The organism is Streptomyces cyanogenus (assembly GCF_017526105.1).
GTDB classification, from domain to species: domain Bacteria; phylum Actinomycetota; class Actinomycetes; order Streptomycetales; family Streptomycetaceae; genus Streptomyces; species Streptomyces cyanogenus.
The window spans coordinates 182,289-196,054 of sequence record NZ_CP071839.1 but is presented as its reverse complement, the minus strand read 5'-3'; the positions used below and the strand labels follow the sequence as shown (position 1 = coordinate 196,054).

Sequence of the window (13,766 nt, the reverse complement as noted above, 5' to 3'; positions counted from 1 at the left end):
CGGCACCAGCGTTCCCAGCGGGAGCAGCCGCGGAGCCAAAGCGCTGATGAAGTCGTCGTCGTGGGCGCTGATGGACCAGGCCGAGGTGATACCCATGTGAAGACCGTAGGAGGCGCCGCTGACAAGCTCGGTTCCAGCGGCGCCGCCCGGGCGCCCGCATGGTCGCGTACATGCCGGCCGACGAGAAGACTCGGGAGCGGCTCGAGCGGCTGCACGACATCGCACGCTGAGGCCCTGAGGCAACGACCTGGGCACGACTGCGCCTCAGAACACGCAGGCGGTTCACAGGGCGTTTCACTCCATCCACTGGCGGTAGGTCATGACATAGGCCTGGTCCATCGTGTGGTTGTAGGTGACCTTCTGACCGAAGAGCCCCTGTGTGCCGAACCGGAGCCCGAGCATGAGGTCGACGCGTTGGAGTTCCAGGCAGGGTGCTGTCCCGAAGGTCGGGAAGAAGCCGCAGGCGAGCGTCGCCCGCCGCTGCTGATCCTTGACACTGGACAGCGAGAAGGCGTCGCCGTAGGCCGCCCTGATGTCCGACTTGCGGACGAACGGGAGCCGGCGTTCGGCGACCATCGCTGCGTCGGCGAAGAACCCGGTGGCGGGCACGGGGAAGTCACGGATGTTGCTCAGATACGTGTCGACCCGGAACCCCGACTCCATCATCCGGGCCCTGCACCAGGCATGGAGGTCGGCGATGTCACGGGCGTTGGTGAACACCCGCCTGGGCGCATGCCGGGGCTCCCACATCGTGAACAGTGCATAGTTCTGGCGCTCCGTCGTCCGCGCGAGCTGTTCGGCGATGACCTCGTCACGGCACAGGGCATCGATCTCCCGCTCCGGAAGGCCGACCAGCTCGTTGAGCGCGGCGGCCGACGGCTCGGGCCGGTAGAGACAGCGCAGCAACACGCGGGACACCCGCTGGAGATCCTCGTCGAAGGATTCCCGGGTGCGGAGGAAGCGACCGATGACTTTGGTGTACTTCGCCGGCAGGGCCGACAACAGGGACAGCCAGTGGTCGTATCCGCTTTCGCCGCGGCCGCGTTGCCGGAAGGACTCCTGGAGGAAGACCAGTTCGGTGACGACGGCGTTCGCCTCCAGCAGGTCGCCCAAGGTGATCGTGGGCCCGATGCCGGGGATCCGGGCGGGCTCGTAGGCCGCGGCGTTGCGCTGCTGGAAGCCGGCAGCCGTCTGGCGGTGCAGGTCGATGAGGGCCTGTTGCTTTTCGCCGATTTTCCTTGCCGGATCCTGCTCGCCGTTCTCCGACAGGTCGGCGAGGACGGCCATGGCCACCGAGTTGCGTTCGGCCTCGACCATGAAGCGGTCGTAGAGCGGGGGGCAGAGCAACGCGTCGTGGAAGTGGCGAATTTCGTGGAGAATCGTGGCCTCGGCCAGCAGGCGTTCTCTCTCTGGGTCCGCGGGCGGGCCGTCCTGTGAGGTCCAGATCTCCGGTCTGTGCCTGGCCAGCACGTCGGAACGGATGAGGATCACCGGCACGCCGATGACGTGGGAGCCGATGCGGCCTGTGTGCGTCACGGCTCGAGCAGGCGCCTGATCTGTTCGGACGTCAGATCGGCGATGTTGTAGCGGGTGCCGTCCACTGTGATGTTGACCTCGACAGGTGCCGTGTCGGACTCGTCGCGCGCCCGCCGCTGCCTGACCCGTTCGACGAGCTGGGTCAGGGACAGTGCCGCCTGGACCGCACCGACCACGACCGAACCGACGTTCAGCAAGGTGTCGAACTCGAGGTTCAACTCACTGTCGACAGCTGGTGTTGTCTCGTTGCGCACGAGTCCTGAACCGGCGTGGAACAACACATCGAGAACGTCCTCGAGGGACATGGACGCGGGAACACGTAAGGAGATGTCGGCCTTGACGGTCACTTTTCCCCCAGTCAGCTCGGTCGGCGGCCGGTGGTTCAGTATGGCACGGTGCCGAATACTCCGCCCGGAGGTCGCTGGATAAGTATCCTTGCGTCCGTGCGATCCGAGAAGATCCCAGGGTATGCCGCCGCGCGCCTCTACTACTCGGCCTCGCCCGTCCGGGCAGGTGCCCCGGAGCTCACGCGGAGCAAGGCCGAGGCGATCCGGGCCCACGTCGGTGCCGACATCGAACTGCGGGTGGAGAGCACGCCGTTCAGTCCTCACCTCTTCGGTACCGCCCGCAGCCATCCCTACGCCGAGGCCACCCTGCGACTCGTCGCGGCCGAGTGGTCGGACGACCTCATTCCGGAGGTGCGCGGCACGGACGGATCGCTGCTCCTCAGGTTCCGCCTGGACGACAGAGTGTTCCTGCAGCAGCTCATCGACCACCGGGACCCCGACTGGGACCCCGAACTCGCCTTCCGGCGCCGGATTCTGCACTGGGGGATGCAGAACTGGGGCGGTCTCACCTGGACTCTGTCGTCCGGCGGCACCCACCTGTACTGCTGTGATGTCGACGTCTTCCTCCCGGAGGAGCCGGAGGAGGTCACGGAGGACCTGTACCTGTACGTCGTCTCCATCGATCCGGTGGCGTACGCGCGCGCCAGGTCGGACGGGGACACGCCTGGTGCGGACCAGGAAGCCTGCGGGGCATCCCGGCCGGCTGATGGACCGGATGCACTCGATGAAGCCGTTGAGCCCGGCCGGGCCGACGAGCCCGCGGAAGCGGACGCGCGCTGTGAGCCGGCCGGGTCCTCGGCCTACGCCGGGTACGAGGACCAGCACATCGGCCGGTGCACCGACTGCGGAACGCGGCTGCGGCTCCTGTCTGCCCTGCTGACGATGGTCGAGGAGGCGGGCGGAATGGTCAGCTTGGGATGCACCGGGTGCGGCAAGGGGCATATGGTCCGCATCGCGAGCGCCTCCGAGCGCCGGATGGGTGGCGACCGCTTCGAGGTGCTGAAGCCTCGGGATCTTTCGCCCGTTGATGAGGAGCACCTACGCGAGCTGAGGCGATACGCCGAGCAGGAGGACTAAGAGCTCGCAGAGAATCAAGATGTTGCTTCCCGTGATGTGGCTAGTTGTTGTGATATGAGCGTCTGCGACGAGGTCCGTGGCCAACTCGCTGTGAAGTTCGGCGGCGTGCAGGCGCTGGGGCTTGAAGTGGCGGCCACGATGGGCGTCGTGTCTCGTTTGGTGACCCGCCACCATGGGCTTCAGTCCTTTGCTGTCGTGGGTGTTGCCAGCTGAGACGCCGACGAGGAGGGGCAGTCCGTTCGCGTCCGACATGATGTGCATCTTGGAACCCGGCTTGCTTCCTTGGGTTCTAGCGGTCGTCGCAACACCTCTCCTTGAGGGGTGCCATGTTCGAGATCCGCAAGAACCGGGACCAAGGCTTTGGGTGGTCGTAGACGACTGGTCCGCGAGCGGGAGGAAGGCTTCCGGCTCGTGGACCTGGGTTATGGCAATGCAGAAGCCTGCCGGTTGGTGGGCATCAACGAACGAACGGGGCGCGAGTGGCGCGACGGCAGGGTGGCCAAGCAGCGGTTCCGCCCGCCGGCCCGTCCTGTGCCCGGTCCTGCAGCTCCGAGCCGCTATCTCACTCAGCGGCATCCCGCTGCGTGGTGACGTCATGCGGTGGGCCTACCGGCCCTACGCGGCCCAGGCCCGTGCCGATGCCCACAGGCCACGGCCGAAGCCAGAGCCCGCGACTGCGGGACTACATTCAAGGACGTCTGTCACGACGCTGGAGTCCTGAACAGATAGCCGCCCAGCTACCGCGCGACTTCCCGGACGACCTGGAGATGCGTGTGACACACGAGACGATCTACCAGGCGTTATACGTCCAGGGGCGCGGAGAACTCCGCAGAGAACTCGCTCGGGCTCTGCGCACCGGACGAGCCCGCCACAAGCCTCACCAGCACGCAGCCAGGTGCCAGCCACGGTTCGCGACACCGATGGGGATGATCAGTGAACGGCCGGCAGAGGCCGCTGACCGGTCAGTTCCCGGCCACTGGGAGGGAGACCTCATCGTCGGCCCCGGTCACCGATCGGCCAACGGCACGCTGGTGGAACGCTCCACCCGTTATCTGATGCTCCTCCACCTACCCGACGGCGCACACCGGGCAGAACACTTCCGAGATCAAGGGAAGCGGCCAAACGGGCGATACTGCCAGCATGGCTGCCGCCGGCAGGCAATCTGGGACGGCTTCTTGGCCCGCTTGTACCGAAGCCTGAGCCCGGTCGGGTACCCCGCGCTGTTGCGCTGTCCTTGAAATCGGCCATCACCGCTCGTCGTCACCACTTGGTTGCGGGCTCGACCAGGGGGACGTGTCGACCTGACAGCCATCTGATCGGCGGTGTCGGTGCCATGTCGGAGCACTGTCGGGGGCTGTCGGTCGGGTGTCGGTGGTCCGTCGGCGGGGGCTGGCACCTTTCCAGGGACGGCCGGAGCTCACCGGGCGGCCCGATCCAGAAGGAGCCACCATGCACACCCCAGTCACGATCGTCGGCGCCGGACTCGGCGGACTCACACTGGCCCGCATCCTGCACGTTCACGGAATCCCGGTCACGGTCTACGAGGCGGAGTCCTCTCCCTCGGCGCGCGCGCAGGGCGGACTGCTCGACATCCATGACTACAACGGGCAGCTCGCACTCAAGGCGGCCGGGCTGATGGAGGAGTTCCATGCCATCGTTCTGGAGGGCCGCCAGGCGCTGCGGGTCCTCGATCCGGACGGGACTGTCCTGCTCGACCAAGCCGACGACGGCACGGGCGGGCGCCCCGAGGTGCAGCGCGGCGACCTGCGACAGGTCCTGCTCGACTCGCTCCCGGCAGGCGCCGTGCGGTGGGGGCACAAGGTCAGCCGCACCCGTGCCCTCGGCGAGGGGCGCCACGAGGTGACGTTCGCCGATGGCACCACCGTCGTCACCAGCCTGCTGGTCGGCGCGGACGGCGCGTGGTCACGGGTCCGGCCGCTGCTGTCCACCGCCACACCCGAATACACCGGCACTTCGGTCGTCGAGACCTACCTGTTCGACGCCGGCACACGGCACCCGGCCGCCGCGAAGGCGGTCGGCGGCGGGATGCTGATCGCTCCCTCGCCGGGCAGGGAGATCTTCGCTCATCGGGAAAAGGACGACACCCTGCACGCCTACGTGGGGCTGTCCGAGCCGCAGGACTGGTTCGCCGCCATCGATTTCGCCGATGCCGCCACGGCCACCGCGCGGATCGCGCAGGAATTCGACGGCTGGGCACCGGAGCTCACCGCACTGATCACCGACAGCGACACCGCACCGGTTTGGCGCCCCCTCTACGCTCTGCCGACCGGCCACCGGTGGAACCGGGTGCCCGGGGTGACCCTGCTCGGCGACGCCGCCCACCTCGCGGCTCCCAACGGCGAGGGCGCCAACCTGGCCATGCTCGACGGCGCCGAACTCGGTGAAGCCCTCGCCGCGCACCCCGACGACATCGAGACGGCGCTCACCGAGTACGAGCACACCATGTTCCTGCGCGGCGCCGAGACCGTCACCGACGAGATGCCCGGGATCGACTCCGCCGACAACACAGCCCGCAGCCTGATCAACATGTTCACCGAGAAGGGCCAATGACCCACTCAAGCCCAAACTGATGCCCTCCTCACCGACATCAGCCACGACCCAGGGTGAGGTTGAAGAGCAGGTCCGCGGAACGGCGCTGATAGAGGGTGGGGAAATTCAGGAATCCTCATCAGCGCTGGGCTATGACTCTGAGAGCCCGCCAACCAAGCGCTATCCCGCCAAGTGAAGCGATCAGTGAACCTCTTTCATCCTGTGCTGGCGGGTGAAATGGGCTGGTCAACGGGCGTGGTGACGAGGCAGGGACCCTCGTCGTCGGCGTGGTGATTCCACTCAGCACACCGGCGACCGAAGGGGCCCTGTTGGTTCCGTATCCTGCCACGCTCGACGTCCCGCATGAGCTCGTCGAGCATGTTGCCTGGCTGCTGCACGAGCACCGCCGCGCACGCAACACCCGCTGGCGGAAGCTCGGCTGCTTCGACCAGGCACTGCTCACGCTGGTCCACCTGCGCAAGAACGAGACGTTCGCCCGGCTCGGCGCCGGGTTCGCGATATCGCAGGCCACCGCCTGGCGCTACGTGGACGAGGCCCTGGAGGTGCTGGCTTCCTGGGCCCCAGGCCTCCACGAAGCCCTCACCGGCCTCGGTGAGGGCGACCACGTCATCGTTGACGGCCACTGATCCCCACCGACCGCGTCCGCGCCGATCAGCCGTACTACTCGCAGAAACACAAGAAGCACGGCATGAACGTGCAGGTCATCGCCCGCCCGGACGGCACACCCCTGTGGTTCTCCCGTGCGATACCCGGCCGCACAGATGACCTGACCTCGGCCCGTGCCCACGGCATCGTCCAGGCCTGCCTGACCCGACAGATCCTTGTGCTGGCGGACCGCGCTTACCAAGGCGCCGGCGCCACCTTCCGCACCCCGTACTAGCACCACAGCGAACAGCCCGAGCACTACCAGCAGTTCAACCGCGACCACGCTCGACTCCGAGCCCCCGGTGAACGCGCCTTCGCCCGACTCAAGTCCTGGCGCATCATGCGCAGAGCACGAGCCTCCACCCGCCGCGTCAGCCGCACCGTCCAAGCCATCCACGTGCTACTGACTTGCGGCTCTTCAGGATGAAAGAGGTTCAGTGAGCCCTTTCAGCGCCCGCGGTGGCCGGCCCGCACCGCTGGTACTTCTCCATGGTGTAGGGCCACTGGACCCACCCGAACCCGCGGGCGGCACACACGGTGTAGTCGACTGCGAAGGCGACATCGCCGGCGAGGTTCGCCGCCCGCTCCCGCCAGCCGGGCCGCTCCGAGGAGGGAGTGTCCTGTCAGGGTGCATCCAGCCAGCCGGAGGGCTGTCGACCCCATCTGCCACCGCTGATCGCGCGTAAGGTCCGTTGCCAGGGCGTACGGTCTGCCACCCACGCCACACTCTGGGCCTGCGCGGCCAGCGCCCGCGCAGCGTGCCGCTCCTCAACGTCTGCCATGCCGACCACCCTGCTTATACAAGAGGAACCGACGAAATGTTTGCTCGTCGGGTGACGGAATGCGCTGAGCGGGGTCGATGGGCCGTACGACCAAGGCGGGGCCGTCACAAGCAAGCGGCGTTGGCCTCAGCCAGATGAACCGTTCCGGGTTCGGTAGAGAGCTGGGATGTCACGCGCTGACAGGTTCGTTGGCGTGGGTGTGCTGGTGATGGTAGGCGGTTTCGTACTCGGCTGGTGATATGTGGCCGAGAGCCCCGTGGAGTCGGCGGTGGTTGTACCAGTCGATCCACTCGGCGGTGGCGAACTCGACGTCCGCGAAGGTCTTCCACGGCCCGCGGCGGTTGATCAGCTCGGTCTTGAACAGGCCGATGACGGACTCGGCGAGGGCGTTGTCGTAGGCATCGGCGACGCTGCCGATCGAGGGGGCGATGCCGGCCTGAGCCAGGCGCTCGGTGAAGGCGATCGAGGTGTACTGGCTGCCCGAGTCCGAGTGGTGCACCAGCCCGGTGACCTGGTCATTCGGCCGGTAGCCGCGCTTCCACAGGGCTTGCTCGACCACGTCCAGGACCAGGCTCGTGTGCCTGCGGGGATCTCCTGGCGCGACCTGCCGGCCCGTTACGGCCCGTGGAAGAGGGTGTATACCCGCTTCCGCCGGTATGCCCTGGACGGTGTGTTCATCCGACCCTTACAACAGATCCAGGCCCAAGCCGGCACAGCCGGCGACATCGACTGGCTGGTCCGGATAGACTCCACCATCGTCCGTGCGCACCAGCACGCCGCCGCCACCGGCCGAAATGGGGGAACCACCGCTCGGACGAACCGGAGGATCACGCCCTCGGCCGGTCCCGAGGCGGACTGACCTCCAAAATCCACCTCGCATGCGAAGGCAAGGGCCGCCCGCTCGCGATCCTCGTGACACCAGGTCAGCGCCACGACAGCATCTGCGCACGCCCCCTGCTGGAACGGATCCGCGTCCCCCGCATCGGCCTGGGCCGACCGCGCTGTAAGCCCGACCAGGTCGTTGCAGACAAGGCCTACAGCTCCCGCGGCTTCCGCGCCTACCTGCGTAAACGTGGCCTCGGGCATGTCATCTCCGAGAAGACCGACCAGCGCCGACACCGGCACAACCGCGGCCGCCACGGCGGCAGGCCGCCGGGATCCGACCGGAAAATCTACCGCTGACGCAACATGATTGAGCGCTGCTTCAATCGGCTCAAAGGCTTCCGCGGCATCGCCACCAGAGACGAGAAGACCGCCACCTCCTCCGAAGCGGCGGTCACGCTCGCGTCATTCCTGCTGTGGGCAAGATCTGTTAGAAGACGGACCCTAGTGCCGTGACCGGGCCGAAGGGGACGGCATTCGGGGTCTCGGAGTCGACCCGGCCGTGAGGGCGTCGTGGGCCGAACGCCGCGACCTCACCGCGCGTACCCCCAGGAACACCAGCAACCCGAAGGGCGACAGCAGGATCGTGAGGACCAGCAGGGGCCCCATGAGCAGGGCGGAGATCTGCAGCCTCCTGGCCTCCCGGTACATCCACTGCCCGATGAGAAGGTCCCAGGCGATGACCTGCGCCCAGATGGCTCCCGCGCCGTCCGCGAGGGCGGTCAGTTCACGGAAGGTATCGAGGTCCGGGCTGCTGACCGCGGTCCATAGTTCGGGGAGCACCGGGATCGCGAGCGCGAGGTAGACGAGCAGTACGGGCACCACGGTCATCGGTGAGGCGGCGATGCGGGCAGTCGGACCCCAGGCGGGGACGAAGATCATCAGCAGCCAGACGGGTGCGGCCAGCCAGAAGGAGAGTTCGAAGAGGAATCCGGTCACGCCGTGACCTCCTTCGAAGTGCCGGCATCGTCAGCCACCCGGCCCGCATGGGGAGTCGGACCGCGCAGGGACCCGTACGCCCCCAGAACGACGCTCACCAGGATCAGGCCGGCCACCCCCAGTGTCACGCCGTCCGGGTGGGTCAGCGGCTGGCCCCGCAGCGCCTGCCCGAGCACCAGAGCGAAGACAGCCCCGTACGCTCCCGAGGCGAGCAGCACCAGCCGCAGCCGCACCCGGTCGTCGGCGAGGCGGGCGAAGCGTGGTGCGAGAGCGGTCAGTGCCATGACCAGCAGCGGCAGGAGTTGCAGCGCGTGCATACCGACGAAGTGCGGGATCCGCAGATCCCCGCCGGTCGTGGACCAGCCGGTCAGCGGCATGGAAGGACCCCCGTCCGGCACGCCTACGCTGTGTGCGCCGATCACCTTGGAGACCCCGCGCCGCTGCCCAGGCGCGGGCCGCGTCATCAGGAATCCTACGGCGGCACCGGCCAGCGCCAGGAGGATGCCGCAGCGCATCGCCCAGGCGGACGCACGGTCGGCGATGCGAGCGCGGAGCAGCAGCACGGCGACGGCGAGTGTGCCGAGCCACAGGATGACGACCGTGACGGCCATCACTTGGAACAGTGCTTCGTCCAAAGGTGTTTCGTGGTTGAAGTGGCTACGTTTGCCGCGTATCACCTGCCCGGTGATGATCACCATCTCGACGAGACTCGCCAGCGCGACGACCGTACCCGCCCACCAGCCCACGCGCCGGCCGCGGGGAGCAGCGACAGCATCCAGGCCAGCGACAGGCAGTACGCCACGAACGACACAGCGAACTTGAACGGCTTGAACCAGATCGGCGCACCCACAAGGACGCGGTCATCGACGACGAGTCCCACGGCGGACATGACCGCCATCACCACCATCGCCGCCGAGAACAGCACCAACGGTCGGTGCCACGGACGCCGTTGAGCCGAATACCACCAGGACGACGCAGGCCGCCAAGACGGACGTAACGAAGACATAGTCCCTCCCGCTATGGATAGCGGAACTATCCGCTATCTGATAGTTCCACTATCCATCATGGGGATGAAGTCGGCAAGGGCCGGCGTGTTGGGCAGGGGCTAAGGGCGAGGAGCGAACCGGCAGTGCGTATCGGAGAGTTGAGCCGGAAGACCGGAGTTCCGGTGCCGACGATCAAGTACTACGTCCGTGAGGGTCTGCTGCGTCCGGGCAAGCTGACCAGCCCGAACCAGGCGAGCTACGGCGAGGCGCACGAGCGCCGACTGCACCTCATCCGGGCCCTGCTCGACGTGGGGGGCATGAAGGTGGCCGAGATCGCGGACGTACTGAACGCGATGGACGATCCGGCGCGTCCGCTGCACAAAGTGCTCGGCGCCGCCGCGAGCCGCCTCGGCCCCGCGTACACCGAGCACGACGACACCGAGTCGTCCGCCGCACACGCAGTCGTCGCCGACCTCGTCTCACGGCGTGGCTGGCGGACGCACGAGACGAACCCCGCCGCGGCCGACCTGGCCAAGGCCCTGGCCGCGATGGCCCGGTTGGGACACGGGGCGTTCGTGGAGGTACTCGACGCCTACGCCGACGCCGCCGAGCAGGTCGCCCGCGCCGACCTCACGTACGTGGACCGGCGGGTGGCGGTCTAGGACATGGTGGAGAGCGTCGTGATCGGAACCGTACTGGGCGAGGCGGTGTTCAACGCGTTGCGCAGGCTCGCCCACGTGGACGCCTCGGCGAAGCTCTACGGAACGGACGAGATGCCGCCGGAACGGAAGACGGGGTGATCCGGCCACAGATGGAGATGACGTTGCCCTCCTGAACACCGTGATGCAGGCCGTCTCACCTCGCAACGCCCGCGAACTCCGGCAGCCCGTCGCCCGGTTCGACGCCGTCTGAAGCCAACCGTCACCGCCGTACGACACCGACGGGGGGAACGGTTCGGCCACCGGGTACTGCACCACCGGCTGCCTCCCTGCGCTGGTTCCGCTGAGGCCCAGGGCCTGGCGGTAGGCGTCGGACGCCCGCATCGCAGACCGTCGCGAGTTCACGTCCGATGCAATGGCGGCGCTTGAAACAATGGAACAGCCGTTGACGCTAAGGGAGGATCTTGTCCGCCGAGCACAGTGATCCACTCGGCTGCTGGGGCTCGGGGAAAGATCCGATGAGCGGTGTGGGGCTATCTTCCGCCGCGTGCCGGGGGTCTGCTTCGGCGTGAGCCACGCCGAGGCGCGGGAGGTGTGGCGGCTGTCCGGAAGATCCGCCGCGTGATCAGCCTCATTCCTGATCATGTAGCTGCCGGCGGCGAGGACGGCACGGTGAACGCCGAGGTCACCAAGGTCGAGGGACAGCTGGCCGTCATCACCGTCTCCGGTCGCCCGAACCACACCACGGGCTGGCGCCTGCGCAGCGTGATCACCGAGTGCCTCTCGCTCGACCTGAGCGTGCTGATAGTGGACCTGACCGCCTTGGAAGCCTGTGACGAGGCGGACTTGCAGCCGGCGCGGCAGCTAGCCTTGATGTGATCGGCGGCTGTCTGTATCTGGCCGGCGCCCCCGAGCGCCTGCGCGTCCTGGCAAGCGGCAAGACGCTGCCGGCGTGCCATGACGATGTGGGCGCGGCCGTCAACGCCGCGCGGGCAGCGCAATCACACGACACCGAGTAGGGGAGCACGCCGAGACCTCAGCTCACGCCCATGACCAACTCTCAGTGCCAACCCCAGATCATGGCACTCCCCGGGGCCGAGGTCCTCGGCGGGGGCGGCCGTCGTCGGCAAACGGGTGCACCGCAGGCAGCCACCGGGGCTGTGAAGCGAGGTGGGGAACCGATGGACGGTGATGCCGGAATCAGGCCGGCACGCCGTTCAGGGAGGAAGGGCACGATGGAACAGCCGGAGCTGGAGAGCAAGATCCAGAAGCTGGAGACGGGGTTGGCCGTCCAGGAGGCGACCTTGGCCGGGGCGCAGTCCACGCAGGCGGCGGCGCAGGCGGGCATGACCTCGACGTTCACCGCGACGCAGACCGGGATGTGGGCCGTGATGGCCACTGGCAGCGTCGCACTGCTGGTCGGAATCTTCCTCGGCATGGCCAGCGCCAAGGACTGACGGCCGTCCTGCCCTACCGGGAGCCGCCGTTCGGCTTTACGCCGCCCTCTGCCCTGCCTCATGGCGGGTCGGAGCGGCTCACTGTGAGGCGCCCGTGGTCCGGCGGTCGGCCCCGCATGCGCCTCACGTGATGCATAGTGCCCTGGGCGGCCGGGCGAAGACCGCGGGGACCCCGGGATCACCCGGGGCGGGCCGCCGATGAGCGAAGCCGACTGGGTTTGACGAGTCCGAACGGCGGACGTGGGCGGGGCCGTGGAGCAGCACACGCAGCACCCCGACCTCGACAAGAGATCAGGGCGCATCCTCGTGCGGTGACGTGGCCGGGAATGAAGCGGAGATCAGCCCTGGACCGGGACGATCGCCTTGTCGGTGACGGCGTAACGGCCGTCGGTCCAGTACGGTGCCGCGCCAGGTGAGGTCACCTTGTCCTTGCCGGTACGGGCGTCCAGGACCACGGGACCGTTTTGCTCCGTCTGGCCGTAGACCAACCCGCGCCAGGCACCGGTCACCCGGGGCGCCACCCGCCCCGAGCTGTCCGGCAGTGCCCACAGCACCTTCCCGGTATGCGAGTCCATAGCGAAGGCCTCCGAGTCACCGCTCGCGCAGACCACAACAGACTGCTGGTCGAACTGGCACTGGCCGGGAACGCCGTGGCCAGACGGGACCTTGAAGCCCAACTCCTTGCCGGAGGCGGGCACGACGGCGGTGACGTTACCGAAGGGCTTTGCCTTCAGCCCCTGCACCAGGAGCAGTCCGGGCCCGGCGGCCACAGCGGTCCCGGATTCTGTCGCCTTCGACCAAGCCGTAGAGCCGTCCCGTACGGCCCGCGCCTGGAGACTCTCAGGTGACCAGGAGCCCGTCGACCTCAGGCCGATGACCCGACCGGCGGTGACCTCCACTGGTTTGAGGTGCGGGTCCCCCCAGACCGCCTTGCCCGCGGCGAGGTCGATCGCCACGACACCCACCTGGTCTCCGTCTTTCACGCTCACCACGGCGGTCGTGCCGTCGACGCCCATCACAGCGGTCTTGAACGAGGACTCTGAGGAGTCCGCGAATTCCTTGGGCAGCTCCACCACATGCCGCCAAGTCAGCCGTACAGAGTCCGCGTCGGCCGCCACGACCTCGATCGCGCTATGGGCGGGCGTGGTCCCCTTACCAGGGACGGTGACACCGAAGCTCTGCGTGACCAGGTTGTGGCCGCTCACCTTGACGACCTGCGGCGCCACTATGTCGACACGAGTATTGCCAATCCCGTTGTAATACTCAGTCGACTGCCCCTGGGGTTTGAATGTCGCCCGCGTCTTTCCCGTCTCGGCGTCGATGGCCAGAAGCCCCTGCGACGTCGCGGCCCATGCCACGTTCCCCAGCAGCGAGACGTGCGGGGGAGCGATGGTTTTCGTGGTGCTGTCCTGCACATCCAGCAGTACTGCTTCGGGCAGCGGCGCCCCATTCGACGCGAACTTCGTCGCCGGATCGTATGCCTTGTGCTGCTGCTGCTGCTGCTGCTGGTGCTGGGTGTTGGCGGAACCCTGCGGGTGCGGCTGTGTGCCGCCTCCGCAAGCGCTGGTTCCCGCGAACAGTGATATGACGACTGCCGCGGTCGCAGTCCTTCGTGTGAAGCGTGTGTTGCGCACGCCGCCAAGACTCATCCCCGTTGCCTTCCTCGTGATCATCTCTTGCCGAGAGAGGACCCTACTGCGAGGGCTTACAGTTCCGCTCGCCATCCGCCAGGTGGCATGCCGCATGCCTGTGGATGGTCGTACCTACGATGCAGTGAGCATCGCCGCCGGTCCCGACGCCGGGGTCTCGCCGGCCGGCTCAGAGGCGACTCGGAGGAAGAGGAGGAGTGGGGGACAGAGGCGGCCAGCCTTCAGCCGACGCTGGT

At 67.6% G+C, this 13,766-nt stretch carries 9 protein-coding genes and 7 pseudogenes; 9 read left to right on the top strand and 7 right to left on the bottom strand.

Translation table 11 applies throughout. The features are described from left to right. Positions 1 to 294 precede the first annotated feature (294 nt). The gene (locus S1361_RS00835; protein ID WP_208029940.1) at positions 295 to 1,536 is read right to left on the bottom strand and encodes a hypothetical protein; all 1,242 of its coding nucleotides are present in this window, start codon (positions 1,534 to 1,536) and stop codon (positions 295 to 297) included. Then, complete coding sequence (locus S1361_RS00830) at positions 1,533 to 1,883, bottom strand: hypothetical protein (protein ID WP_208029939.1); 351 nt, start codon at positions 1,881 to 1,883, stop codon at positions 1,533 to 1,535. Before S1361_RS00830 ends, S1361_RS00835 begins: the two co-directional genes overlap by 4 nt. 96 nt (positions 1,884 to 1,979) lie before the next feature. Between S1361_RS00830 and S1361_RS00825 the strand changes: the two genes are divergently transcribed. Beyond that, the gene (locus S1361_RS00825; RefSeq protein ID WP_208029938.1) at positions 1,980 to 2,960 is read left to right on the top strand and encodes a hypothetical protein; all 981 of its coding nucleotides are present in this window, start codon (positions 1,980 to 1,982) and stop codon (positions 2,958 to 2,960) included. A gap of 105 nt (positions 2,961 to 3,065) precedes the next feature. On the opposite strand, the pseudogene S1361_RS40170 reads toward S1361_RS00825, so the two are convergent. After that, a pseudogene (locus S1361_RS40170) lies at positions 3,066 to 3,245 on the bottom strand (transposase); the annotation flags it as partial. Between the two features lie 41 nt (positions 3,246 to 3,286). On the opposite strand from S1361_RS40170, the pseudogene S1361_RS40165 reads away from it, so the two are divergent. The 3 genes and pseudogenes from S1361_RS40165 to S1361_RS00805 form a co-directional block, all read left to right on the top strand. Next, a pseudogene (locus S1361_RS40165) lies at positions 3,287 to 4,066 on the top strand (IS30 family transposase); the annotation flags it as partial. A 343-nt stretch (positions 4,067 to 4,409) separates the two neighbouring features. Further along, on the top strand, positions 4,410 to 5,531 hold the full coding sequence (locus S1361_RS00810) for an FAD-dependent oxidoreductase (protein ID WP_208029937.1): 1,122 nt from the start codon (positions 4,410 to 4,412) through the stop codon (positions 5,529 to 5,531). A gap of 266 nt (positions 5,532 to 5,797) precedes the next feature. Then, a pseudogene (locus S1361_RS00805) lies at positions 5,798 to 6,603 on the top strand (transposase family protein). Between the two features lie 524 nt (positions 6,604 to 7,127). On the opposite strand, the pseudogene S1361_RS00800 reads toward S1361_RS00805, so the two are convergent. Next, positions 7,128 to 7,535, bottom strand: a pseudogene (locus tag S1361_RS00800) (transposase); the annotation flags it as partial. Here S1361_RS00800 and S1361_RS40160 point away from each other — a divergent pair. Together S1361_RS40160 and S1361_RS40155 are read left to right on the top strand one after the other, a co-directional pair. Continuing rightward, a pseudogene (locus tag S1361_RS40160) lies at positions 7,449 to 7,625 on the top strand (transposase); the annotation flags it as partial. The pseudogenes S1361_RS00800 and S1361_RS40160 overlap by 87 nt on opposite strands. Next, positions 7,583 to 8,140 carry a transposase gene (locus S1361_RS40155; protein ID WP_208029935.1) on the top strand — a complete coding sequence of 186 codons (558 nt, stop codon included), beginning with the start codon at positions 7,583 to 7,585 and terminating at the stop codon, positions 8,138 to 8,140. The pseudogene S1361_RS40160 and the gene S1361_RS40155, both read left to right, overlap by 43 nt. 144 nt (positions 8,141 to 8,284) lie before the next feature. Here S1361_RS40155 and S1361_RS00785 read toward each other — a convergent pair whose 3' ends face one another. Both S1361_RS00785 and S1361_RS00780 read right to left on the bottom strand, forming a co-directional pair. Continuing rightward, positions 8,285 to 8,779 (bottom strand): ABA4-like family protein, encoded by a 495-nt coding sequence (locus tag S1361_RS00785; RefSeq protein ID WP_208029933.1) that lies wholly within the window; start codon positions 8,777 to 8,779, stop codon positions 8,285 to 8,287. Then, positions 8,776 to 9,686: pseudogene (locus S1361_RS00780) on the bottom strand (hypothetical protein). Before S1361_RS00780 ends, S1361_RS00785 begins: the two are co-directional and overlap by 4 nt. A 222-nt stretch (positions 9,687 to 9,908) precedes the next feature. Between S1361_RS00780 and S1361_RS00775 the strand changes: the two are divergent. From S1361_RS00775 to S1361_RS00765, 3 genes and pseudogenes are all read left to right on the top strand, one after another. After that, positions 9,909 to 10,565: pseudogene (locus S1361_RS00775) on the top strand (MerR family transcriptional regulator). A gap of 480 nt (positions 10,566 to 11,045) precedes the next feature. Next, positions 11,046 to 11,303 (top strand): hypothetical protein, encoded by a 258-nt coding sequence (locus S1361_RS00770; RefSeq protein ID WP_208029932.1) that lies wholly within the window; start codon positions 11,046 to 11,048, stop codon positions 11,301 to 11,303. 356 nt (positions 11,304 to 11,659) lie between these two features. Then, on the top strand, positions 11,660 to 11,881 hold the full coding sequence (locus S1361_RS00765; protein ID WP_208029931.1) for a hypothetical protein: 222 nt from the start codon (positions 11,660 to 11,662) through the stop codon (positions 11,879 to 11,881). 338 nt (positions 11,882 to 12,219) lie between these two features. Here the strand turns inward: S1361_RS00765 and S1361_RS00760 are convergent, their stop codons facing one another. After that, positions 12,220 to 13,530 (bottom strand): outer membrane protein assembly factor BamB family protein, encoded by a 1,311-nt coding sequence (locus S1361_RS00760; RefSeq protein ID WP_208029930.1) that lies wholly within the window; start codon positions 13,528 to 13,530, stop codon positions 12,220 to 12,222. Positions 13,531 to 13,766 lie beyond the last annotated feature (236 nt).

Excerpts from the sequence above, each read along its gene's own strand:
- S1361_RS00810 (WP_208029937.1), top strand. The coding sequence starts at position 4,410 with ATGCACACCCCAGTCACGATCGTCGGCGCCGGACTCGGCGGACTCACA.
- S1361_RS00765 (WP_208029931.1), top strand. The coding sequence starts at position 11,660 with ATGGAACAGCCGGAGCTGGAGAGCAAGATCCAGAAGCTGGAGACGGGG.
- S1361_RS00760 (WP_208029930.1), bottom strand. The coding sequence starts at position 13,530 with ATGAGTCTTGGCGGCGTGCGCAACACACGCTTCACACGAAGGACTGCG.